Annotated in this window: 18 protein-coding genes; 14 read left to right on the top strand and 4 right to left on the bottom strand. The window is 60.0% G+C overall.

The window, feature by feature from the left end:
• The 3 genes from ACYCZJ_RS15110 to fdxA form a co-directional block, all read right to left on the bottom strand.
• Positions 1 to 3145: UvrD-helicase domain-containing protein (locus tag ACYCZJ_RS15110; protein ID WP_461555056.1), on the bottom strand; the 3145-nt coding region annotated here is incomplete at its 3' end.
• Positions 3142 to 5850 carry a PD-(D/E)XK nuclease family protein gene (locus tag ACYCZJ_RS15105; RefSeq protein ID WP_461555055.1) on the bottom strand — a complete coding sequence of 903 codons (2709 nt, stop codon included), beginning with the start codon at positions 5848 to 5850 and terminating at the stop codon, positions 3142 to 3144. The genes ACYCZJ_RS15105 and ACYCZJ_RS15110, both read right to left, overlap by 4 nt.
• 12 nt (positions 5851 to 5862) lie before the next feature.
• Complete coding sequence (fdxA, locus tag ACYCZJ_RS15100; protein ID WP_461555054.1) at positions 5863 to 6186, bottom strand: ferredoxin FdxA; 324 nt, start codon at positions 6184 to 6186, stop codon at positions 5863 to 5865.
• Positions 6187 to 6351: 165 nt separating this feature from the next.
• Between fdxA and trxA the strand changes: the two genes are divergently transcribed.
• The 5 genes from trxA (at position 6352) to mobA (ending at position 10699) form a co-directional block, all read left to right on the top strand.
• Positions 6352 to 6678, top strand: a complete 327-nt coding sequence (trxA, locus tag ACYCZJ_RS15095; RefSeq protein WP_124705474.1) for a thioredoxin TrxA — start codon at positions 6352 to 6354, stop codon at positions 6676 to 6678.
• A 127-nt stretch (positions 6679 to 6805) separates the two neighbouring features.
• A complete protein-coding gene (gene rho, locus ACYCZJ_RS15090) occupies positions 6806 to 8068 on the top strand; it encodes a transcription termination factor Rho (RefSeq protein ID WP_461555053.1) in 1263 nt (420 codons plus the stop codon).
• An 86-nt stretch (positions 8069 to 8154) separates the two neighbouring features.
• Positions 8155 to 8358, top strand: a complete 204-nt coding sequence (gene rpmE / locus ACYCZJ_RS15085) for a 50S ribosomal protein L31 (protein WP_461555052.1) — start codon at positions 8155 to 8157, stop codon at positions 8356 to 8358.
• 127 nt (positions 8359 to 8485) lie between these two features.
• Positions 8486 to 10120, top strand: a complete 1635-nt coding sequence (locus ACYCZJ_RS15080) for an ArnT family glycosyltransferase (protein WP_461555051.1) — start codon at positions 8486 to 8488, stop codon at positions 10118 to 10120.
• Positions 10121 to 10699 carry a molybdenum cofactor guanylyltransferase MobA gene (mobA, locus tag ACYCZJ_RS15075; protein WP_461555050.1) on the top strand — a complete coding sequence of 193 codons (579 nt, stop codon included), beginning with the start codon at positions 10121 to 10123 and terminating at the stop codon, positions 10697 to 10699.
• 9 nt (positions 10700 to 10708) lie between these two features.
• Here mobA and ACYCZJ_RS15070 read toward each other — a convergent pair whose 3' ends face one another.
• Entirely contained in the window at positions 10709 to 11122 is a 414-nt protein-coding gene (locus ACYCZJ_RS15070) for a hypothetical protein (RefSeq protein ID WP_461555049.1), read from the bottom strand.
• Between the two features lie 240 nt (positions 11123 to 11362).
• Between ACYCZJ_RS15070 and ACYCZJ_RS15065 the strand changes: the two genes are divergently transcribed.
• From ACYCZJ_RS15065 to ACYCZJ_RS15025, 9 genes are all read left to right on the top strand, one after another.
• On the top strand, positions 11363 to 11590 hold the full coding sequence (locus ACYCZJ_RS15065) for a hypothetical protein (RefSeq protein WP_461555048.1): 228 nt from the start codon (positions 11363 to 11365) through the stop codon (positions 11588 to 11590).
• A gap of 58 nt (positions 11591 to 11648) precedes the next feature.
• Positions 11649 to 12875 (top strand): bifunctional glutamate N-acetyltransferase/amino-acid acetyltransferase ArgJ, encoded by a 1227-nt coding sequence (argJ, locus tag ACYCZJ_RS15060; RefSeq protein ID WP_461555057.1) that lies wholly within the window; start codon positions 11649 to 11651, stop codon positions 12873 to 12875.
• Complete coding sequence (locus tag ACYCZJ_RS15055) at positions 12856 to 13743, top strand: ATP-binding protein (protein ID WP_461555047.1); 888 nt, start codon at positions 12856 to 12858, stop codon at positions 13741 to 13743. Before argJ ends, ACYCZJ_RS15055 begins: the two co-directional genes overlap by 20 nt.
• Positions 13744 to 13924: 181 nt before the next feature.
• Entirely contained in the window at positions 13925 to 14689 is a 765-nt protein-coding gene (locus tag ACYCZJ_RS15050; RefSeq protein WP_461555046.1) for a COG4705 family protein, read from the top strand.
• 60 nt (positions 14690 to 14749) lie between these two features.
• A complete protein-coding gene (locus ACYCZJ_RS15045) occupies positions 14750 to 15340 on the top strand; it encodes an undecaprenyl-diphosphatase (protein WP_461555045.1) in 591 nt (196 codons plus the stop codon).
• 18 nt (positions 15341 to 15358) lie between these two features.
• Positions 15359 to 16708, top strand: coding sequence for a TolC family protein (locus tag ACYCZJ_RS15040; protein ID WP_461555044.1), 1350 nt, complete (start codon positions 15359 to 15361; stop codon positions 16706 to 16708).
• A 14-nt stretch (positions 16709 to 16722) separates the two neighbouring features.
• Positions 16723 to 17739 (top strand): efflux RND transporter periplasmic adaptor subunit, encoded by a 1017-nt coding sequence (locus ACYCZJ_RS15035; RefSeq protein WP_461555043.1) that lies wholly within the window; start codon positions 16723 to 16725, stop codon positions 17737 to 17739.
• A complete protein-coding gene (locus tag ACYCZJ_RS15030) occupies positions 17736 to 20786 on the top strand; it encodes an efflux RND transporter permease subunit (RefSeq protein WP_461555042.1) in 3051 nt (1016 codons plus the stop codon). Before ACYCZJ_RS15035 ends, ACYCZJ_RS15030 begins: the two co-directional genes overlap by 4 nt.
• Positions 20787 to 20896: 110 nt before the next feature.
• Positions 20897 to 21496 (top strand): glycine zipper 2TM domain-containing protein, encoded by a 600-nt coding sequence (locus tag ACYCZJ_RS15025; RefSeq protein ID WP_461555041.1) that lies wholly within the window; start codon positions 20897 to 20899, stop codon positions 21494 to 21496.
• Positions 21497 to 21571 lie beyond the last annotated feature (75 nt).

Here is a 21571-nt window from a genome sequence, read left to right as displayed (position 1 = left end):
CGTGGCCGGATTTGTAATCCAGTACCCAGATGGCATCTGCCAGACCGACCAGGCGGTCAATACGGCGTAGCTCACCGTTGGCATTGAGGTAGGCCAGTTCATTGTGGGCAAAGCGGTATTGGGCCGGGTCGAAAAAGCGCGCCAGCAATGGCGTGTCGAGCAGGCGTTGGGCGTGTTGCCAGGCGCTGTCGAATTCTGCCGGGTTGCCGAGTTCGGTTTTCAGTGCGGCGGGAACCGGTGCAATGGCGGGCGGGGCGATGCGCTCCAGTATCGCGTGCAGCACGATGCCGTAGCTGATTTCATCGCTGCCGACCATGGCGATACGGCGCCCGGTAGGGCGCGGTTGATTGATGCCCGCGGGCAGGGTAATCGATAGAGCCGGCGGTGGCACGACGGGCGTTGACGCAGGTAGTAGCGCGTCGAGATCGGCACCGAAGATGGCGCTGTCCTTATCGGCATCGGTACGCAGGGCGTTCAGTATCTGGCCGTGCCAGTTCTCGTTTTGCGACTTGCTGGTTGCGCCGCTGACGATGAGTGCCTGACGGGCACGCGTCATCGCGACATACAGCAGATTGAAATTTTCGCGCTGGGCGTGGCGCGCTTCTGCATCGAAAAAATCGCTCTGGAATGCCGCGCGCAGAGTTTTGTCCCCGTACACCGAAAAATGCGCAGGCCGCGCTGCGCCGGGCGGCCAGTCGGTCAGCACGGTGTAGGTGTCGCCCCTGGCTTTGCGCGCCCCGGCATCGAGCAGCCAGACGATGGGCGACTCCAGCCCCTTGGCGCCGTGGATGGTGTGCAGGGTGACGGCGTTGTCCAGTTGCGCGGTTTTGCCTTCGTCCGGGCTGGCGTCGTTGCCGGGTTGCAGCAGCAGATCAAGCTCATGCAAAAAGCGCGGCAGGCTCGGGTAACGCCCGCCATCAATGGACAGCGCCAGCTCGATGAACGCATCCAGATTGGCGTGGATGCCGGGGATCAGCGCGGCAGGTGCAGCGGCGGCATAGCGCGCCTGCACTTCGCCGGTAAAGTAGATGTTGTCGAGCAAGTCATGCACCGGCAGGCGCCCGGCCTGGGTGTGCCAGTCGGCCAATAGCGCGGCGGCGCGCTGCAATGCCGGACTCGGATTGCCAGTGTTGGCGAGCACGTGCAGACGCTGCCACCAGGTATCGCCGTCAGTGCCGGCCAGTTTCAGCAAATCGGCATCGGAGCAATCAAACAAGGGCGAACGCAGCACGCGCGCCAGATGCAGATCGGCGTTGGGAGTTACCAGAAACGCCAGCAGGCTGAGCAGGTCGCCCACTTCCAGCGCATCCAGCAGACCGCCGCGGCGTGTGGTGGAGAATGGAATGCGCGCCGCCTTGAGGGCGCGCTCGTATACCGGCAAGTGGGTGCGGCTGCGTACCAGGATCATCACATCGCGGTATTCGGCCGGGCGCGCGCCGGTTTTTTCGTCGTCGATCTGCCAATGGCCGACGATCTGGTTCAGGCGCTGCGCGAGTTGCTGTGCTTCCAGTTCACGCATCTGCGTGTCGGCATCGGTGAACGATGTCGTCAGCGGATTGCGGTAGCCGTGATCGACGCTGACTTGCTCGGGCGGCTGCGCCAATGGCAAGACTTCGACCCGGCCACTGCGTTGCGTATCGTGCGCCGCATGGGGTTGAAACAGGCTGTATTCGTTCGCGACGGCGGCAAAGGTCTGGTTCACCGTCTGCACTACCGGCGGGGCACTGCGGCGCGTGGTGTGTTGAGTGAGGTAGGCCGCACCGCGACCGGTCAGGTACTTGCCGGCCAGATCAAACAGCTGCGCTTCGGCTCCGCGAAACCGGTAAATCGACTGCTTGGGGTCGCCCACCAGAAATACCGTGGGCATGCGGTCGGCCTGTTCTGCGGCAGCAAACCAGCTTTGCAGCACGCGCCATTGCAAGGGGTTGGTGTCCTGAAACTCATCCAGCAGGATATGCCGGTAACGCGCGTCGAGTTTGTATTGCAAGTATTCAGCCTGATCCGAATCACTCAGCAACTGGGCGACTTGCCATTCCACATCGGCAAAATCCAGTACCCGGCGGGTTTGCTTCAAGGCCTGATAATGCTCCAGCAATGCATCACTTACTTGCAATGCCTGGCAGTTGAACCGGAACACCTGCTGTGCCTGGCGTGCGGCTTGAACGGCGAGCAGACGGGTGCCGATGATTTGGTGCAGTTCCACCAGCCGCAACAATACCGGTTCGCCCATTTTTTTGGCTTGCGCGGCGCTATGGGAGACAGTCTTCCTGATCTCGCCTTGCTGGGTCAGCAAAGTACTACATAATTTATCGAAACACGCATTCGCATCGGCGTTGGCCGATAAGACAAGCTCGCAGGTTTGCGCCATTTTGATGCTGGTGGCAGTGTGCAGTCCGAGTAGCTTCAGGTATTCCCACAGCAATGTTATCCAGCTTGCATCGTCCAACAACTCGCTTGCCACATCGGCATCGGGAGCCACCGGCATGATCATCTCCAGTTGCGCGATGGCGTAGGTGACACGATCGGGCTGACTTTCGGTAAATGCCCACCACTCGCCGCGCCGGGCCAGGAACGCCGACAAGAGTGCGCGAGTGTTGTGCAAGCCGATATCGGCCAGCAAGTTCTGCATGGCGACAGCCAGCGGCCCGGTCGGCGCGCGCGCCAGATCATCGGCCAGCGCATCCCAGGCTTCGGCTTCCAGCGCGTGGGTTTGTTCGGCCAGCGTGAAACCGGCTAGTCCGGCTTCCAGCGGTGCGCGCTCGATCACAGTCAGGAACCAGGCGTGGAAGGTGCTGATGGTGATACCCGGTTGTGCACTGAGGACAGCTTCAAACAAACCGCGGGCGCGAGGTAGCAAGGCTTCAGCCTCATCCGGCGGCACTGCGCGTTCGACCAGAAAGGCGCGCACCGCATCGTCTTCGGCAATCGCCATGAAGCGCAGCCAGTCGTCCAGACGCGCGCGCATCTCGCGTGCCGCCTTGCGGGTAAAGGTGATGGCCAGAATTTCCGACGCGGGTACGCCATCCAGCAACAGTCGCAGCATGCGTGATACCAGCAGCCAGGTCTTGCCGCTGCCGGCACAGGCCTCGACCACCACGGCCTGACCGGGATTAAGCGCGGTGTGGTTGAATTCGCCGGGTGTCATGATTGCGTCTCCGGCCAATAATCCTTGCGGCACAGACCGCGCATTTCGCACCACGCACATACTTTGTCGGCACCTTGAGCGGGCAGCGGGGCGCGCGAGTGCAATTGCCCGAACATCGCTATCAGACGAACGCCAGTGGCATCGGCAGCGGCATCCGGTTCGGCATCCAGCGGCACTGTTTCGATTTTTTGTTTACCGTCGAGCGCGATGAATGCAGCCTGACCGACATCGTCGCCCAGTAGCAGCGCATAGGCGGACAGTTGCGCATCTTCGCCGGGGTTTTTGGCTTTGTCCTTGAGCCCTGCGGTATTGCCGGTCTTGTAGTCGAGCACGGCGCGGCTCATCTGCAGGCTGTCCACCCGGTCGAGCCGTCCGTACAGGGTGATATGTTCGCCGTTATCAAGGTCGAATGTGCGCGTCGCGTCAATCTCCCCGGCCTGCCAGCGCCAGCCTTCCTGTTCGCGCGCCAGTTGCCATGCCACGTAATGCGGAATCTGCGCCGTCCATCGGTGCTGCCAGGCATGGGCGAAGTAGTCGTCCGCCAGCACCGGGGCGAAAGCTTCCTCGGTGAGCTCCCGCAAATCAGATGTGAGCACTTCGGCTGCGGTGCCGGTAGCGACTGGGTGCATCTGGTGGAAGCGATGCAGAATGGCGTGAACCAGCTGGCCGTAATCGGCTTTGGCCAGTTCACTGCTGATTTCATCGAGTGCATTCAGGCGCAATACCTGGCGCGCGAAATACTGATACGGGCAATCCAGCAGGCTGTTGTAGGCGCTGACGCTGATGCGACTGGGCACTTGCGTCGTGTCGAGGGCAGGACGCGGTACGCCCGTCGGCACGGGAAGCGGCGCAGGGGCGGGCGCGATGACTTGGGCATGCGGCAGTAGTTCGGCCAGGCAAGTGTCGGCCAGATCGTCATGCCAGGCGAGTTGGTGCAGGGTTTGCAAACGCTCGAACCACGGGCTGATCGGGTTGTGCTCGCCATCCTGTCGGGCGCGCCACAGCACACGTATCTGCGCCACATTGGCGATAAGCTGGATCAGGTCGTACTGGCTTTGCTGCACGCTGTCGTCCTGCGTGGGCAGGCCCAGCTCCCAGCGTACGCGCTGGTTAAAAAATACCGATGCGCTGGTATTGCCGGGCAGGTGCGCGGCGTCGGCACCGAGAATGAGCGCGGCGTCAAAATCGCGCAGACGCGTGGCGGCCAGATGCGTGAAGACCACCGGGCTGTCGATGCTGGTGTCGACAAATACCGCTCGTTCCAGTTCGCCGGCCAGCCAGCGCCGGAACTCGGCGAGCTGAAAGCGGCCGTTATCGGGAAGCAGTTCCTGTTCGCGCCGGGCCAGTAGCGCCAGCACTTGCTGGCCTGCAGCATCGCGCAACAGGCGATCATACGCACCCAGTGCGTTCAGGCTGTTGGCCAGCCGCGCCAGCCAGTCGGCCAGGGTGAGTTCGGTGCGTTGCGGCAATACCGTGGCAGCTTGTTGCAGGTGTTCCAATGCGTTGAGCGCAGCGCTGTGTTCAGCCAGGCTGCGCACCCGTGTTTTGAGACCGTTCAAACCGGTTGCCGGACCGTGGCGGCGCAGCGCGGATTCCAGCTGCCATGCTGCCTGGCGGCGCGAGCTTGCATCCTGGTCGGCCAACAGGTAAGGCGATTTCAACAGGTCGAGCACATCTTCGAAGCGAAAGCCGCCGGTGAGTGCTTCCAGCCAACGCATCAGTATCGTGCTGGCAGCGGTGGTGGCGAGGGTCCAGCCGGTTTCGTCGGCGACCAGAATTTGCGCGCGTTCCAGCAAGGCGCGGGCACGACGTGCGCTGAGTCGATCCTGCACGATGACCGTGATGCGCTGTTTGCCTTCAGCCAGCCACAGCCGTACCTGGGTGGCGCAGGCCTGCGCTTCCTGTTCCAGACTGACTGCGCCGAAGCAGGCAAGCCGTCCGCTCAGCGGGCTGATGGGCTGGGTGTTGCGTAGTGCTTGCGCGCGTTGTTTGATAGGAAGGGCATGCGGATCGGCTGGCCACGCGGCTTCGAGCACATCAAGAACCGCGCTGTGGGTGTCGGGCGTTAAATAAACCAGCGCCTGACGCTGGGCATAGCGGTCGAGGCAAGCTTGTTCCAGCGGCGAATAACCCGGCAGCCCTACGACGAACAATGGCCTGGCAGCGGTTTCGGCCAGTGCCGCCAGTTGCAAGGCGTAACGTGCAGCGGCATCCTGCGCACCGCGGGCATCGTCGGCCAGTGCATACCATAATTCGTGGATCAGGCGCGCTTCGAAATCCAGCCCGCGTCCGCGCCTGGCCTGGTAAGCGGCGCGCAACTGTTCGGTAAATGCAGTCAGGCTATCGGGCAGATGCACTGCATGCAGGGTGAGTTCGTCGAACAGGCGCAGCAGCTCGTCGCACACGCCCCACAGATCGGCGCTATCGAAGCGCCCGCTGGCCTTGAGGGCCTGATACAGCAAAGCAGCGCGATGGCTGTCCGGCAGGAGGGGGGCGCTGATCGGTACTGTCGCGGCCCAAGCCGGGAAAGTGGTGATGCGTGGCGGAATCAGAAAAGGCAGTCTGCCATGCATAGCGAGCGCCTGTTCGAGCCGCCGCGCGGCATGGAAGTTGGGGACGAGGACGCAGGCGTGCGACAGATCGGGCAGGTTATCCGCCAGCTGCGCCAGGATGCGCTGGGCGGCGTGTTGAATCAGGTCGGACACACGCGGGGGTGTTTAACGTTCCAGCAGCGGCAGTTTGTCGGGTTTGCCATTCCATTCATCGGCATCCGCAGGCGGCTCCTTGCGTTCGATGATGGGCTTCCAGCCGACGGCCAGTTCGGCATTGAGGGCGGTGCAATGCTGCTGGTCTGCGGGCACGTCATCCTCGGCGAAAATGGCTTCGGCCGGACACTCAGCCACACACAGGGTACAATCGATGCATTCGTCAGGGTCGATGACCAGAAAATTCGGACCTTCACGAAAGCAATCCACGGGACAAACATCTACGCAATCAGTATATTTACACTTGATGCAATTTTCGGTGACGACGTAAGTCATGGCAACGTTCCTAGCAATATCAAATACAGGGTGCGGGCATTTTACCAGCAAGCGTGAATCGACGTTGGCTTCACATCCTGCGTTTTTTTCGCTAGCATGTGCAAATAAACCCTTAGAATTGCGTTGACCTGCAATTTACCCCCTACATCAAGAAGCGAGGATTCCATGAGCGAGCACATTCACTACGTTACTGACGACTCCTTTGAGCAAGAGGTGTTGCAGTCCACCCTGCCGGTATTGGTGGATTACTGGGCAGACTGGTGCGGCCCATGCAAAATGATTGCGCCGATACTGGATGAGGTGGCCAAGGAATATTCAGGCCGTCTCAAAATTGCCAAACTCAATATTGACGAGAACCAGGCCACGCCGCCAAAATTTGGTATCCGCGGCATTCCAACGCTGATGATTTTCAAGAATGGCAATATCGAGGCGACCAAAGTCGGCGCGTTGTCAAAATCACAATTAACTGCTTTTGTTGACAGCAATATCTAGTTCCGTTATGGTGCGTCTGAGCCTGTCCATTTATTAAAACATCACCCGGACATCAGGCGCACTTTCCTCTTCTACCGCTGTTCCCCGCCTTCCATGCAAGGCACATGACACGACCTCACTAAAATAAATGCATCTATCCGACCTGAAACAGCTACACGTCACCCAACTGGTGGAAATGGCCGTCGAGAATTCGATCGAAGGCGCCAATCGCTTACGCAAACAAGAGCTCATCTTTGCCCTGCTCAAAAACCAGGCCAAAAAAGGAGTGAGCATTTTCGGCGAAGGTACGCTGGAAGTGCTACCGGACGGCTTCGGTTTCCTGCGATCGCCGGACACCTCCTACCTTGCCAGCCCAGATGACATCTACATTTCGCCTTCGCAAATCCGCCGCTTCAATCTGCATACCGGCGATAGTATTGAAGGCGAGATCCGCATCCCCAAGGACGGCGAACGCTACTTTGCACTGGTCAAGGTAGACAAGGTCAACGGCGAACCGCCGGAAAACTCCAAAAACAAAATCCTGTTTGAAAACCTGACCCCGCTATTTCCGACCCGGCCGTTGTTACTGGAACGCGAAATCAAGGCCGAGGAAAATATCACCGGCCGCATTATCGACATGATTGCCCCAATAGGCTTGGGACAGCGTGGTTTGCTGGTGGCCAGCCCGAAATCCGGCAAGACAGTGATGCTGCAGCATATTGCGCATTCCATCGCTGCCAATCATCCGGATGTGGTCATGATCGTGCTGCTGATTGACGAGCGTCCAGAGGAAGTCACCGAAATGACGCGCTCGGTGCGCGGCGAAGTGGTTGCCTCGACCTTCGACGAGCCTGCCACCCGCCACGTACAGGTGGCGGAAATGGTGATCGAAAAAGCCAAGCGGCTTGTCGAGCACAAAAAGGACGTCGTCATCCTGCTGGATTCCATCACCCGTCTGGCACGTGCCTACAATACCGTCATCCCGTCATCCGGCAAGGTGCTTACCGGCGGTGTCGATGCCAATGCGCTGCAACGCCCCAAGCGTTTTTTCGGTGCGGCCCGTAATATCGAAGAAGGCGGTTCGCTGACTATTATCGCCACTGCGCTGATCGATACCGGCAGCCGTATGGACGATGTGATCTACGAGGAATTCAAGGGTACCGGCAACATGGAAATCCACCTCGACCGGCGCATGGCTGAAAAACGCCTGTACCCGGCGATCAACGTCAACCGTTCCGGCACGCGTCGTGAGGAATTGCTGATCAAGGCCGATGTGCTGCAAAAAATCTGGGTGTTGCGGAAATTGCTCTATCCGATGGACGACCTCGAAGCGATGGAATTCCTGCTCGACAAAGTCAAAGCCACCAAAAACAATGCCGATTTCTTTGATTCAATGCGCAGCGGGCGCTGATTCTGCGCTAAACCCTTGCGACAGCAAGGATTTTACTGGATAATACCGCCTTTCCGCGTACACGCCGCGGCAACTGAGGACAGATCATGAAAGCCGAAATTCACCCGAATTACCCCGAAGTTACTATCGTATGCAGTTGCGGTAACAAGTTCACCACGCGCTCTACCATGGCAAAAGACCTGCATGTTGAAGTATGCTCGGAATGCCATCCGTTCTATACCGGCAAGCAGAAGATTGTTGACACTGCCGGTCGCGTCGAGAAATTCCGCCAGAAATACGGTATTAAATAAACGCGTCAGGCTTAATCGCTTAACGGAATCAAGACAAGGCAGCCTCGGCTGCCTTGTTTGTTTTTGCGGTAGAATCTGCGCATGAAATTTTTCATCTGCCCAAGCCGAACTCACGGCGCACACCATTTTGCAGAACGCACGCTGGCATAACGCCATCCCTTCCTTGCTCACCCTGTTGCTGGTACTGGCCTGGCTGCTACCGGGGTTGGTGGGGCATGATCCGTGGAAGGGAGACGAGTCGCGCAGCATCGGCTTCGTTCATAGCGAGCTGTCTGGCGAACCGGCCGTCATTCCCGCCCTGGCTGGCATGCCGCTGCCTGTCCATCCACCGTTATTTACCTGGGTTGCGGCCAGTGCGGCGCAAGGCTTGTCCGACTGGTTGCCGGTACATGATGCAACCCGTCTTACCGCCGGGATGTTTGTGTTGCTGGCGCTGATTTTCACCGGCCTGACCAGCCGTTTGCTGTATGGCAGTGAACACGGGCGTCTGGCGATACTGATCCTGGTCGGCAGTGTAGGGCTGCTGGTGCGGGCACACGAAGCGATTCCGCAAAGTGCATTGCTGGCAGCCTATGCGCTGGCCGGTTTCGGCTTTGCCCTGAACCTTAGACGTCCGCTCATGGGCGCTGTTGTGGCGGGTACCGGCATCGGCATGGCATTCATGAGTGTCGGCGCGCTGGAGGCGCTGGCATTGCTGTTGACAGCCCTGTTGCTGCCGGTGATGGCGCCAGCCTGGCGCAAGCGCATTAACCTGGCGGCCGCGCTTGTGCTGGTGGTGAGCGCGTTGCCCTGGTTGCTGATCTGGCCGTGGATGCTGTATCAGCAGGCACCGGCCGTGTTTCACGAATGGTGGCATGTCGACACTCTGGGACGACTAGCGTCTCTCTCGCAACATGGCGGTATGGGTACGCTGTATTACCTGACATTTCTGCCCTGGTTCGCGTGGCCAGCCTGGCCATTGGCGCTGTGGGCACTATGGAAGGCACGCCGGCGCGGGTTGACCGAACCGGGCATCGCCCTGCCGCTGTTAATATTCTTGTGCTTGCTGGCCGTTCTCTCGCTGACCAACGATCCGCGCGAAGTCCACGGACTGCCTCTGTTGCTGCCCTTGGCATGGCTGGCCGCGGGCAGTACCTACACTTTGCGCAGGGGTGCAGCAAACGCACTGTACTGGTTTGCAATGATGACTTTCCTGGTGGTGATTGCCGCAGCCTGGGTGTACTGGGGCGCTTTTGATGTGGGCATCCCTGCACAGCTGGCCACCCATGTGCATAAAATCCAGCCGGGTTATACGGGCGAATTCCGGCCGCTTATGGTGGCGTTGGCACTGGCTTACTGTTTTGCCTGGATAACGCTGCTGCTGTTGCTCAAGCGTACCCCGCAGCGCCCGCTCATTGCCTGGGCAGCAGGAATTACCCTGGCGTGGGGGCTGGCGGCGAGCCTGTTCATGTATCCGGTCAATGCACGGATGAGTTATCGCAGCATGATCAGCAGCATGGAGCCGGCATTGCCCAGTCATGGTTGTGTCGCCAGCCGGAATTTGAACGAGGCAATGCGCGCCATGCTCGACTACTGGATCGACTTGCGTACGCTGCCGGTGAGCACAGCTGCCCATAGTCATTGTCCGGCATTGCTGGTGCAATATGACGAAAATTTCCCGCCCGAATTGAATGCAGGCTGGCGCAAAGTGTGGGAGGGCAACCGCCCCGGTAATCGCTCCGAGCGCTTTGCGCTATATCGGCGCATGCGGGCAAAGCACTGAATGACGGCGTCGCCGATCAGCGCGATTATTCTCGCCGGCGGGGCCGGGCAGCGCATGGGCGGTCAAGACAAGGGTCTGGTTAAATTTCACGACCGGCCGCTGGTGGCGCATGTGCTGGCGCGCATCCAGCCCCAGGTGGACGAAATCCTGATCAGCGCCAACCGCAATCTGGAAGACTATCGGGCGTTGGGCTACGGCGTGGTGAAAGACGCCTTTGATGGCTTTGAGGGTCCGCTGGCGGGTGTGCTGGCCGGCTTGAATTCGGTGCGCCATGACTGGGTGCTCACCGTGCCTTGCGATACCCCGCAACTACCTGCGGATCTGGTGCAACGGCTTGTTGCACCGTTGCTGGCAGGTCAGGCTGAGATTGCCATAGCCAGTGCCGGCGGGCGAACCCATCCGGTCATCATGATGTGCGCGCGGCATCTGAAGGATGACCTCAACCAGTATCTTGCTGAAGGCGGCCGTGCGGTGCATGCCTGGCAGTCGCGCCATATGACCGCCACGATTGAATTTGCCGATGCAGCAGCATTCGTCAACCTGAACCAGCCCGAAGATTTGTCGAATCCGGAGGGCTAAACGCAGGGTTCAATGCAGGCGCGGCAAGGCCACGATGTAATCGGCCGGCACATGCCAGGCGCGCGCGATTCCCAACGCGCGCGCCTGATCCTCGGGGTGGACGAAGACCATCATTTGCGCGTCGTGCAGTCGCACCCAAGCCTCTAGCGCCTGCCAGCGCCGCCCGCAGGATTCCTCGCCCAGATCGCTGCTGACCTCCACCAGCGCCAGGGTTTCATTGCCGGTATCCAGTTGCCTGGCCTGGATATCGGGCCGCACGTGGGTGTTGAGTACAGGAATGGTGAACTCATCCGGCTCGCGAAACCCGGCCAGATCCTGCACCGAAAACGCTTCGTTGCCCATGGTTTTCAATGTTTCAATTCCGGATTCCAACATGCTTTCGCGCTCGTGCTGAATTGCGTCCGGTAACATGGATAGGGACATGGCGTGCTCCTGAAATCATCAATGATGATTTCTGAATATAGACCAGATCACTGATTTGTCCGATGTCAAAAACTGTCGAACGTTTTTACAGGGCTGATGAAATATGGGTGACGAATTTCCGTAACAAATTGATTCTGCTAATCGAGGCGTGAATGGCATGGAGTTTGCTCATGGTATGTTCGTGATGACGGCTGCGTTATTGCGATCGGATTATTGAGGTGGCACACCATGTACCTTGTTATGAGCATTACCTTCAGCAGCCTGGCAGTATTTCTCTATGTACCCAATTTTCTGGATATCCCGTTCGGCGTGATGACTGCACGGCTGCTGTTCGAACAGGCTGGATTCATCATTGCTGTATTGGCCGGTTTGGCAACCTTCGCGCACTCGGTGGAAAAAGAGAGAATCTGGCCGTGGAACCGGCGCCACACTGCGGCTCGTCAAGCACAACCGGCAAAACGTGACTGACGCACACTGACCCCCTTCCGGGGTAAAATGGCTGCTTTGCAACTTGCGTATAGCCGCCATGCCCGTCAACCTGCTTCCCCCCCAGTCTGAACAACTTTTACCTGTTGCAGGCGTCAATATCGGCATCGCCAGCGCCGGCATCAAAAACCCCGGCAGGCGCGATGTGACCGTCATGCAGCTTGCTCCCGGCAGCCGCGTGGCCGGCGTGTTCACGCAAAACTGCTTCTGCGCTGCACCGGTGACGGTCGCCAAACGTCACCTGCAAAAAGCGGCGCCGCGCGTATTGGTCATCAATACCGGCAACGCCAATGCAGGAACCGGCGAGGCCGGCATGCAGGCGGCCAAGGCAGTGTGCGAAGCGCTGGCCGGTCTGACCGGCTGTGCCGAGCGCGAAGTGCTGCCATTCTCCACCGGCGTGATCATGGAGCCGCTGCCCGCCGACAAGATCATCGCGGCACTGCCCGCCGCCCTGGCCGATTGCCGCGCCGATAACTGGTTCGCCGCCGCCCACGCCATCATGACCACCGATATCGTCGCCAAGGCACTGTCCAGGCAAGTGCAGGTTGGCGGGAAGACGGTGACCATCACCGGCATCGCCAAGGGCTCCGGCATGATCCATCCCAACATGGCGACCCTGCTCGGCTACGTGGCGACCGACGCCGCCGTGGGCCAGGACGCGCTGCAGACAATGGTCAAGCACGCTGCCGACCATTCCTTCAATTGCATCACCGTGGACGGCGACACCTCCACCAACGACTCGTTCATGCTGATCGCCACCGGCCAGGCGGGCAACGCCGAAATCATCGACACTGCCAGCGCCGATTACGCTGCGCTGGCTGCTGCGGTGACGGAGGTATCCACATGGCTCGCCCAGGCTATCGTGCGGGACGGTGAAGGCGCGACCAAATTCATGACTATCCGCGTTGAAGGCGGCCGCAGCCAAGAGGAATGCCGCCAGATCGGCTACGCCATCGCCCATTCGCCGCTGGTGAAAACCGCGTTTTTCGCTTCCGACCCCAACCTCGGACGCATCCTTGCCGCCATCGGCTATGCGGGCGTGGATGACCTCGATGTGAATACGCTGCAGCTCTACCTCGACGACGTACTGGTGGCGGAAAACGGCGGCCGCGCAGCAAGCTACCAGGAAGCAGACGGCCAGCGCGTGATGAAGCAGCCGGAAATCACCGTGCGCGTGGCGCTCAACCGGGGCGATGCCGCCGCCACCCTGTGGACCTGCGATTTCTCCTACGACTACGTGAAAATCAATGCCGAATACCGCAGCTGACCTGGCGCAGTTACTGGATCGCGCCGAGCGTGTGCTGGCGCGGCTGGAAGCCTGGCTGCCGGCGGTGCCGCCGGCCACCGGCTGGGACGCAGCGGTTGCTTTCAGATGGCGCAAACGCGGCGATAGCGGCTGGATCGAAGCCGTGCCGCATCCGCACAAAATCGAGCTGGCACACCTCACCGGCATTGACGAACAAAAACAGCGCATCGAGCAGAACACGCGCCAGTTCCTGGCCGGCCGCCCGGCCAACAATGTGTTGCTGACCGGCGCGCGCGGAACCGGTAAATCCTCGCTGGTGAAAGCGCTGCTGAACCAGTTTGCATCCAAGGGCCTGCGCCTGATCGAAGTGGACAAGGCCCACCTGGTGGACCTGGCGGATATCGCCGAACAGCTGGTCGGGCGGCGCGAGCGCTTTATCGTGTTTTGCGACGACCTCTCGTTCGAATCCGGCGAGCCCGGCTACAAGGCGCTCAAGGCCGTGCTCGACGGTGCCATCTCAGCGCCGCCGGACAATGTGCTGATCTACGCCACCTCCAACCGCCGCCACCTGATGCCCGAATACATGGCAGAAAACGAACTCACCCGCCACGTTGGCAATGAGGTACATCCTTTCGAGGCGGTGGAAGAAAAAATTTCGCTGTCGGAACGCTTTGGTCTATGGCTGTCGTTTTACCCGTTCGACCAGGATGTCTATCTGGCCATCGTGCAAACCTGGCTCGATGCCCTCGGCGTAACGGTTAAGGATTCCGATGCGATGCGCCGCGCTGCGCTGCAATGGTCGCTGGAGCGTGGCGCCCGCTCGGGCAGGGTGGCGTGGCAGTTTGCCCGGGACTTTGCCGGGCGGCAGCGAGGCGGCAGGCGCAGATAACGCGACGAAAACCGCGACAAGGCAGTGACGATCAAGCCTGCGCACGTCGCCCGGATGACCCACTCATCCAGGTTTTTTTACCCAAGGTGTGCGCTTTAAGTCTGCGTTAATAATCCCCAGCGTAATCTCTCCATCATGCTCACGTAAACCGCGTGGGTGGAGCGCATGAAGGGGAAAAATCATGAATAAGCTGTTGAACAGAGTGCCGGAAGTGACGTTGTTTTTCTGGCTGATCAAGATCATGGCCACCACGGTGGGTGAAACGGCGGCTGATTTTCTGTCGGCAACACTGAATCTTGGTTTGGGTATTACCTCCTACATTATGGGCGGCCTGTTGGTTGTCGCTCTGTTGATCCAGTTCAAGCTGAAACGTTATATCCCCTCAAGTTATTGGCTGGTGGTGGTTCTGGTCAGTATCGTCGGCACGCTGATTACCGACAGGCTGGTCGATGAAGCGGGCGTGAGCCTGGTGACCACCAGTATTATTTTCGGCGCCGCATTAATAGTGACATTTTCGCTCTGGTACGCCAGCGAAAAAACCCTGTCCATACACTCGATCTTCACTGCTAAAAGGGAGCTGTTCTATTGGGCCGCCATCCTGTTTACCTTTGCCCTGGGCACCGCCGCAGGCGACCTGTTTGCCGAGGGCATGCATCTGGGCTACGCACCTTCCGCATTCATTTTTGGCGGGGCCATTGCGGCGATTACCTTCGCGCATTATGTCTTCAAGTTGAACGCGGTACTGGCATTCTGGCTGGCCTACATCCTCACGCGTCCGCTGGGTGCATCCATGGGCGATTTGCTGTCCCAACCGGTGATCAATGGCGGCATCGGTCTGGGCACTGTCGGCACCAGCGCGATTTTCATGGTGGTGATCATGAGCCTGGTGAGTTACATCAGTTTGCAGCGGAAGCGGCAGTTGCTTCCCGCATCCACTACGAAATAAGCGTTTACCCAAGTCCTATCATCATCGGCCAGGGCGGCGACAAGCCGCCCTGCATTGACCATGCTGGAACATTTCAATACGCAGTTGTTTTTATTGCTCAATGCGCCCGCAGGCTTGCACGGCATCTTGTTGTGGACGGTCACCGCCATTGCCGAGTGGTTGATCTGGCTGGTACCGGCTGGTTTGACCGTATTGTGGCTGTCCGGCAAGCTTGAGGATCAGCGCGCCGCAGTCAAAGCGCTCGTTGCCGGGCTGATCGCGCTGGGCGTGAATCAACTGATTGCAATGCTGTGGTTCCATCCGCGGCCATTCATGGCAGGTATCGGTCATACCTATCTGCCGCATGTTGCAGATAGCTCATTTCCCAGCGATCACGTGACGTTGTTGCTCACAGTGGGGTTGGCATTATGGGCAAGCGACTCGATCTGGGCGCGTCGTCTTGCTGGTGTGTTACTAGCCATCAGTCCGCTCGTGGCATGGGCACGGATTTATCTTGGGGTTCATTTTCCGCTCGATATGGTTGGAGCATTTGGCGTGGCGACCGGCGTGCTAATGTTGGTCAACACCATAAAAGGGCAAAATGCCTGTTATAAATTGGCGGAAATGATTGAAGGCATGTTTGCCATGGCGTTTGGCCGGAAACGTTCTTGAAACATCAAAAGGAAACCCATGCAGCTTAAAACTTCTGTGCTGATTTTGCTGCTGGGCGCATTTTCGGGCTGCGCCACTTATGCACCCAAGCCGCTGCCCGATCGGGTGAATTTGCCGCAGTCGGCGGCATCGATCACGCTCGACCCGGCGCGCTTGCCATTCCGCAATCTGTCCAGCCACATTTTCAACCCCGCCGACGGGCTGGACATGGACGAAGTGGCGATGCTGGCTGTCGCCAACAACCCGCAACTTCGGCAGGCAAGAGATGCGCTCGGCATTGCCCGCGCGCAGTCCTTTGCCGCCGGATTGCTGCCCGATCCGCAACTGGGCGTCACCGCCGATCACCCCACCAATGGCACCGCAGGCAATACCAATGCCTTCAACTTCAATCTGAACTACGACGTCAACGCGTTGTTGCTGCGCTCCTCGCGCAAAGGCGCTGCACAGGCGGAAACACAGCGGGTGGACCTGGATCTGCTGTGGCAGGAATGGCAGGTGGTGAGCCAGGCGCGTCTGCTGTTCACCCAGCTCACTGCGCAGGAAGCGCTGATGGCGCAGTTGCAAACGGCGCGCAAGCTACTGGACGACCGTTATCAAAAAAGTCAGCAGGCGCTGGCGGCGGGCAATGTCACCCTCGATATGGCCAGCGCAGACCTGATCGCGTTGCAAAATGTCGAGCGTCAAATCAACGATCTGGAACGCGGCCGCCTGAAAAATCAGGCCAGTTTGAATAGCCTGTTGGGACTGTTGTCCACCACGCATCTGTCGTTGGTAGGCGAGCCGCACGCTACGCTGATGGACGCCGCAGCGGTACACAAGGATTTGCTCGCACGACTCAATCAGCGCCCGGATATGCGGGCGATGCAAGCGGGTTATCATTCCCGGGAAGAAAAATTTCGCGGCGCGGTATTGGCGCAATTCCCGGCGCTCAACGTCGGGCTGACGCGGGCGCGCGACACCAGCGGCCTGTATACCATGGGTTTTGGCATGACCCTGAGCCTGCCGGTTTTCAACCGCAATCGCGGCAATATCGCGATTGAAAATGCCACGCGTACACAATTGTTCGATGCATACCAGGATCGGCTCAACAGCGCCTACAGCGAAGTCGCCATCGCGCTGGAAAATCAGCCCTTGCTGCAAAGCCAGTTACAACGCACACGCGCAGGCGAGCAACAACTGCAAGTCGTTGCCCGGCGCGCTCAGGCAGCGTTTCAAGCGGGCAATCTGGCCGCTGCCGATTATGTGCGCTTGCAAACCGCATTGCTGGATAAACAAACCGAAGCCATCAATTTGCAGGAAGCCTTGATGGAACAACAGATCGCGCTGGAAACCCTGCTGGGTCCCGACCTTCCCGCGCAAGCCAAATAACAGGAGAACGAATCATGCGCCGTGAATTGATTTTGCTGGGCTGGCTGCTTGCCGTCAGCCCGGTGTGGGCAGCCGATCCCCCCAGCGTTGCAGTGCAAACCGTGGCGCTGAAACAGCAGATGATGACCGACACGATATCCGGCTACGGCGTGGTGTCGCCGGATACGCGCAGCCTGCAGAACATCAATTTGCCGCGAGCCGGGCAAGTCGTCAGCCTGCTGGTGAATGCCGGACAAGTGGTGAAAAAAGGCACCCCACTGCTGGAGTTTGGCACCGGCACGGATGCCGCGCTGAGCTATCAGCAGGCCGTTGTGGCCGTGCGTTTTGCCGCAGGCGAAGTGGCGCGTATCGAGCAACTGGTGAGCCAGCAATTCGCCACCCAATCACAATTGGGGGCGGCGAAAAAATCCCTGGCGGATGCCCAGGCAGCCTTGCAGGCCCAGCAAAAAATGGGCAACGGGCGCAGTCTGGAACGCGTTGCGGCGCCGTTTGACGGCGTGGTGGCGAGCATTTCGGCCGCGCAGGGCGACCGACTGGCCGCAGGTGCGCCAGTGCTGCAGATGGCGCGTGACGGCGGCCAGCGCGTGGTGTTGGGTGTAGAGCCGGAAGACGTGACGCGCGTACATCCGGGTCAGACCGTGAGCGTGGCGTCGGTATTCAATGACACGCGCCGGGTCATGGGACGAGTGACCCAGGTGTTTGGCATGGTCAATCCGCAAACCCAGTTTGTCGACGTGCTGGTGGAAGTGCCGAATGGCGGCTTGATTGCCGGCACGCGCGTGCGCGCCAACATTCAGCTCGGCCAGCAGCCAGCCTGGGTGGTGCCGCGCTCCGCCGTGCTGCGCGATGTGCAGGGTGCTTATCTGTTTCAGGTACAAGCGGGTAAAGCACACCGGGTAAACGTGCACACAGGATTGGAGCAGGGCGGGGTGGTGGCAGTGAGCGGCAGTTTTAATACGCGCCAGCCGGTGGTCAGCCTGGGCAATTATGAATTACAGGATGGGATGGCGGTTCGCGGGAGCGGCCAATGAACTTCACCCAGTGGATGCAGGGGCATCGGCGCTCAATACTGTTTCTGCTGGTTTTGCTGGCGCTGGCGGGCGCGCTGGCTGCATTCAGGTTGCCGGTAACCCTGTTCCCCAACGTGGATTTTCCGCGCGTGCTGGTATCGCTGGATGCGGGCGACCGCCCGGCGGACCTGATGATGCTGTCGGTAACCCAGCCAGTGGAGGAGGCGGTGCGGCGCGTGCCCGGCGTGCGCGATGTGCGCTCCACCACCAGCCGGGGTACGGCGGAGGTGTCGATCAGCTTCGACTGGGGCATCGACATGGGCTTGGCAACCTCGCAGGTAAATGAAGCGATTACCCAGATCCTGCCGAACCTGCCGACGGGAACCCAGATGTCGACCAAGCGTATGGACCCGACGGTATTCCCGATTCTGGCGTACAGCCTGACCTCGAAAACGCAATCGCAAACGGCGCTCTACGATCTGGCGCGTTATCAGTTGCGTCCGCTGCTCTCCAGCGTCAACGGTGTGGCGCGCATCGAGGTGATCGGCGGCGCGCAGGAGGAGTACGAAGTCACCGTGGATCCGGCACGCCTGCTGGCGTATGGATTGACGCTGACGGACGTGGCGCAGGCCTTGAGCGCGGCCAATGTGGTCACCGCCGTAGGGCGGCTGGAGGATCATTACAAGCTGTATCTGGCGATTGCCGATGCACGCCTGAAAAATGTAAAACAGATCGGCAGTACGGTCATCAAGAGCGGGACCAGCGGGATAGTGCGTCTGGAAGATGTGGCGCAGGTGAGCGATGGTGTCGTGCCGCAATGGATCAAGGTGAATGCGGATGGCCGTCCGGCGGTGCTGTTCAACATCTACCAGCAGCCCGGCAGCAACAGCGTGCAGATTGCGCGCGACGTGCAGGCCAAACTCGCAGCCTATCACTCGCAACTGCCGGCGGGGGTGAAACTCGCCAACTGGTACGACCAGAGCGTGCTGGTGCTGGACTCGGCCGCCAGCGTGCGCGATGCGATCATGATCGGCACCGGGCTGGCGGTGCTGGTGCTGTTCGCCTTTCTGCGCAACATCAAAATCACCCTGATCGCCGCCGTGGTCGTGCCCACCGTGCTGGCGGCGACGGTGGTGTTGCTGTACGTCCTGGGCATGAGCTTCAACATCATGACCCTGGGCGGCATGGCGGCGGCGGTGGGGCTGATTATCGACGATGCGATCGTGATGATCGAGCACATTGTGCGGCGGCTGCGCGGTGCGACCGGCGAGCATCACGGCCGGGTGATGGCGGCAGCGATGGAATTCATGCGCCCGCTGGCGGGTTCGTCTGCTTCCACCATCATCATCTTTTTGCCGCTGGCGTTTCTGACCGGCGTGACCGGCGCGTTTTTCAAGGCGCTGTCGCTGACCATGGCGTCGGGGCTGATCATTTCCTTTCTGGTGACGTGGCTGGCAGTGCCGCTGCTGGCGGATCATTTCCTCACTGAAAAAGACGCCAACCAGAAGGAAGGCGGGCGCCTGACCGAATGGATGCACCGCCGCTATGCCGCGCTGATGCAACGCGTGCTGGCGCGGCCGGTGTTGATACTGCTGCTGGTCGTGCCCTTGCTCGGCGTGGGTGTACTGGCATATACCCAGGTCGGTTCCGGTTTCATGCCGTCCATGGACGAAGGCGGCTTCATTCTCGACTACCGCGCCGCACCCGGCACCTCGCTCACCGAGACCGACCGCCTGTTGCAGCAGGTGGAAGCGATCATCAAGGCCAATCCGAATGTGGACACCTATTCGCGCCGCACCGGCACGCAATTGGGCGGAGGCCTGACCGAAGCCAACGAAGGCGACTTTTTTATCCGCCTGAAAGCCGGCAAACGCCCGCCGATCGAGACGGTGATGGACGACATCCGCAGCCAGGTCGAACAGCAGGTACCCGGTCTCAAAATCGAACTGGCGCAGCTGATGGAAGACGTCATCGGCGATCTTACCTCGGTGCCGCAGCCGATCGAAATCAAGCTGTTTTCCGATAACCCGGACGAGCTCTCGGCGAGCGCGAAAAAAGTGCAGGCAGCGATCAACAAGGTAGCCGGCGTGGTGGATACGCGCGACGGCATCAACCCGGCCGGCGACGCGCTGGAAATCCGCGTGGACCGGGTCAAGGCGGCGCTGGAGGGGATGAACCCGGACAGCATCACGCAGACCCTGAGCGGCTATCTGTCCGGCGTGGTCACCACGCAAATGCAGAAAGGTCCGAAACTGGTTGGCGTGCGCGTGTGGATACCGCAGGATCAGCGCGCCATCACCCCGGACGTCGGCAAGCTGTTGATCCGCGCGCCCGACGGGCACGTGTTCCCGCTCAGCCGCGTGGCGCAGATTGTGCCGGTCAGCGGCCAGCCGCAAATCCGGCGCGAGAACCTCAAGCGCATGGTGGCCGTGACCGGGCGCATCAGCGGGCGTTCCATGGGGCCGGTCATCGCCGATATCCAGAAAATCATGGCGCAGCCGAACCTGCTGCCCAAAGGCATGTACTTCGAGCTGGGCGGCGTTTACAAGCAGCAGCAAATCGCTTTCAAGGGCCTGATGGCGGTATTCGTCGCGGCGATCGGACTGGTGTTCCTGCTGCTGCTGTTTCTGTACGAAAGCTTCCAAATGGCGCTGTCGATACTGGCGATCCCGCTGCTGGCGGTATCGGCGGTGTTTATCGGGCTGTGGGTGACCGGCATCGAGCTCAATATCTCGGCGATGATGGGCATGACCATGATTATCGGCATCGTCACCGAGGTCGCGATATTCTACTTTTCCGAGTACCGCGATCTGATCCGCGAAATGCCGTTTCCGCAAGCGCTGATCGAGGCCGGAAAAAACCGCATGCGCCCCATCGCCATGACCACCTTTGCCGCCATCCTCACGCTGCTGCCGTTGGCGTTTGCCATCGGCCAGGGCTCCGCCATGCAGCAGCCGCTGGCGGTGGCCATCATCGCCGGGCTGGCGGTGCAGTTGCCGCTGGTGCTGCTGGTGATGCCGGTGCTGTACTGGCTGCTGGCAGGCAAAAACGACGAATCAGCCGGGTAACACACTGTTACAGTTTGACTGCACTCGGAAATGGCGCAGAAACGCCTGCCGGTCATGATGCAAGCGTGGATTCGAAAACGAATCGCCACATCACGACAAGGAGATGAATCATGCGTACAACCCAACTGACTGCCGGCGCAATTGCCCTGATGACGCTGAGCACGGCTGCGCTGGCAGACCGCCCGGAATATTTCAACGACCGTGCACGCGTTCTTTCCTCCACGCCTATCTATCAACAGGTGAACCAGCCGCGCCGCGAATGCTGGACCGAAACGGTGGACGGCGGATACAGGAATGCGCCACGCTCCTACGGCGGCGCCCTCATCGGCGGCCTGGTAGGTGGCCTGCTCGGCAATAATGTGGGTGGCGGCAACGGGCGTACGGCGGCGACTGCAGTAGGCGCGGTAGCCGGTGCGCTGGTCGGCGACAATATCAGCAACAATGGCCGCCGTGATAATGGTTCCTATCAGCCGCGCCAGGTGGAGCGTTGCCAGACCCGCGACAACTATCGTCAAGTGGTGGCTGGATACAATGTGGTATACCGCTACCGTGGCCGCAACATGAGCACCACGCTGCCCTACAACCCGGGCCGCTTCATCGACGTGAATGTGGCTGTTGCTGAAAATCGGGGCGGTTACGGCGGCGACTATCGCGGCGGTTACCGGCAAGTACGCCAGCACCGCGACTGGAACGACGACAATGACGATTGATGGTTTGCGTCATGGCTGCACTATGTAAGTTTGCCTATCTACGGATCAGAGGCGACTGTAAAGTGACATACGAAC

It is taken from the genome of Sulfuriferula sp., from assembly GCF_054605375.1.
Note: the sequence above shows the minus strand (reverse complement) of the source record. Positions and strands in the feature narration are given on the sequence as shown.

Coding starts and splice junctions, on each gene's coding strand:
- fdxA (WP_461555054.1), bottom strand. CDS start 6,186: ATGACTTACGTCGTCACCGAAAATTGCATCAAGTGTAAATATACTGAT.
- trxA (WP_124705474.1), top strand. CDS start 6,352: ATGAGCGAGCACATTCACTACGTTACTGACGACTCCTTTGAGCAAGAG.
- rho (WP_461555053.1), top strand. CDS start 6,806: ATGCATCTATCCGACCTGAAACAGCTACACGTCACCCAACTGGTGGAA.
- rpmE (WP_461555052.1), top strand. CDS start 8,155: ATGAAAGCCGAAATTCACCCGAATTACCCCGAAGTTACTATCGTATGC.
- mobA (WP_461555050.1), top strand. CDS start 10,121: ATGACGGCGTCGCCGATCAGCGCGATTATTCTCGCCGGCGGGGCCGGG.
- ACYCZJ_RS15070 (WP_461555049.1), bottom strand. CDS start 11,122: ATGTCCCTATCCATGTTACCGGACGCAATTCAGCACGAGCGCGAAAGC.
- ACYCZJ_RS15065 (WP_461555048.1), top strand. CDS start 11,363: ATGAGCATTACCTTCAGCAGCCTGGCAGTATTTCTCTATGTACCCAAT.
- argJ (WP_461555057.1), top strand. CDS start 11,649: ATGCCCGTCAACCTGCTTCCCCCCCAGTCTGAACAACTTTTACCTGTT.
- ACYCZJ_RS15055 (WP_461555047.1), top strand. CDS start 12,856: ATGCCGAATACCGCAGCTGACCTGGCGCAGTTACTGGATCGCGCCGAG.
- ACYCZJ_RS15050 (WP_461555046.1), top strand. CDS start 13,925: ATGAATAAGCTGTTGAACAGAGTGCCGGAAGTGACGTTGTTTTTCTGG.
- ACYCZJ_RS15045 (WP_461555045.1), top strand. CDS start 14,750: ATGCTGGAACATTTCAATACGCAGTTGTTTTTATTGCTCAATGCGCCC.
- ACYCZJ_RS15040 (WP_461555044.1), top strand. CDS start 15,359: ATGCAGCTTAAAACTTCTGTGCTGATTTTGCTGCTGGGCGCATTTTCG.
- ACYCZJ_RS15035 (WP_461555043.1), top strand. CDS start 16,723: ATGCGCCGTGAATTGATTTTGCTGGGCTGGCTGCTTGCCGTCAGCCCG.
- ACYCZJ_RS15030 (WP_461555042.1), top strand. CDS start 17,736: ATGAACTTCACCCAGTGGATGCAGGGGCATCGGCGCTCAATACTGTTT.
- ACYCZJ_RS15025 (WP_461555041.1), top strand. CDS start 20,897: ATGCGTACAACCCAACTGACTGCCGGCGCAATTGCCCTGATGACGCTG.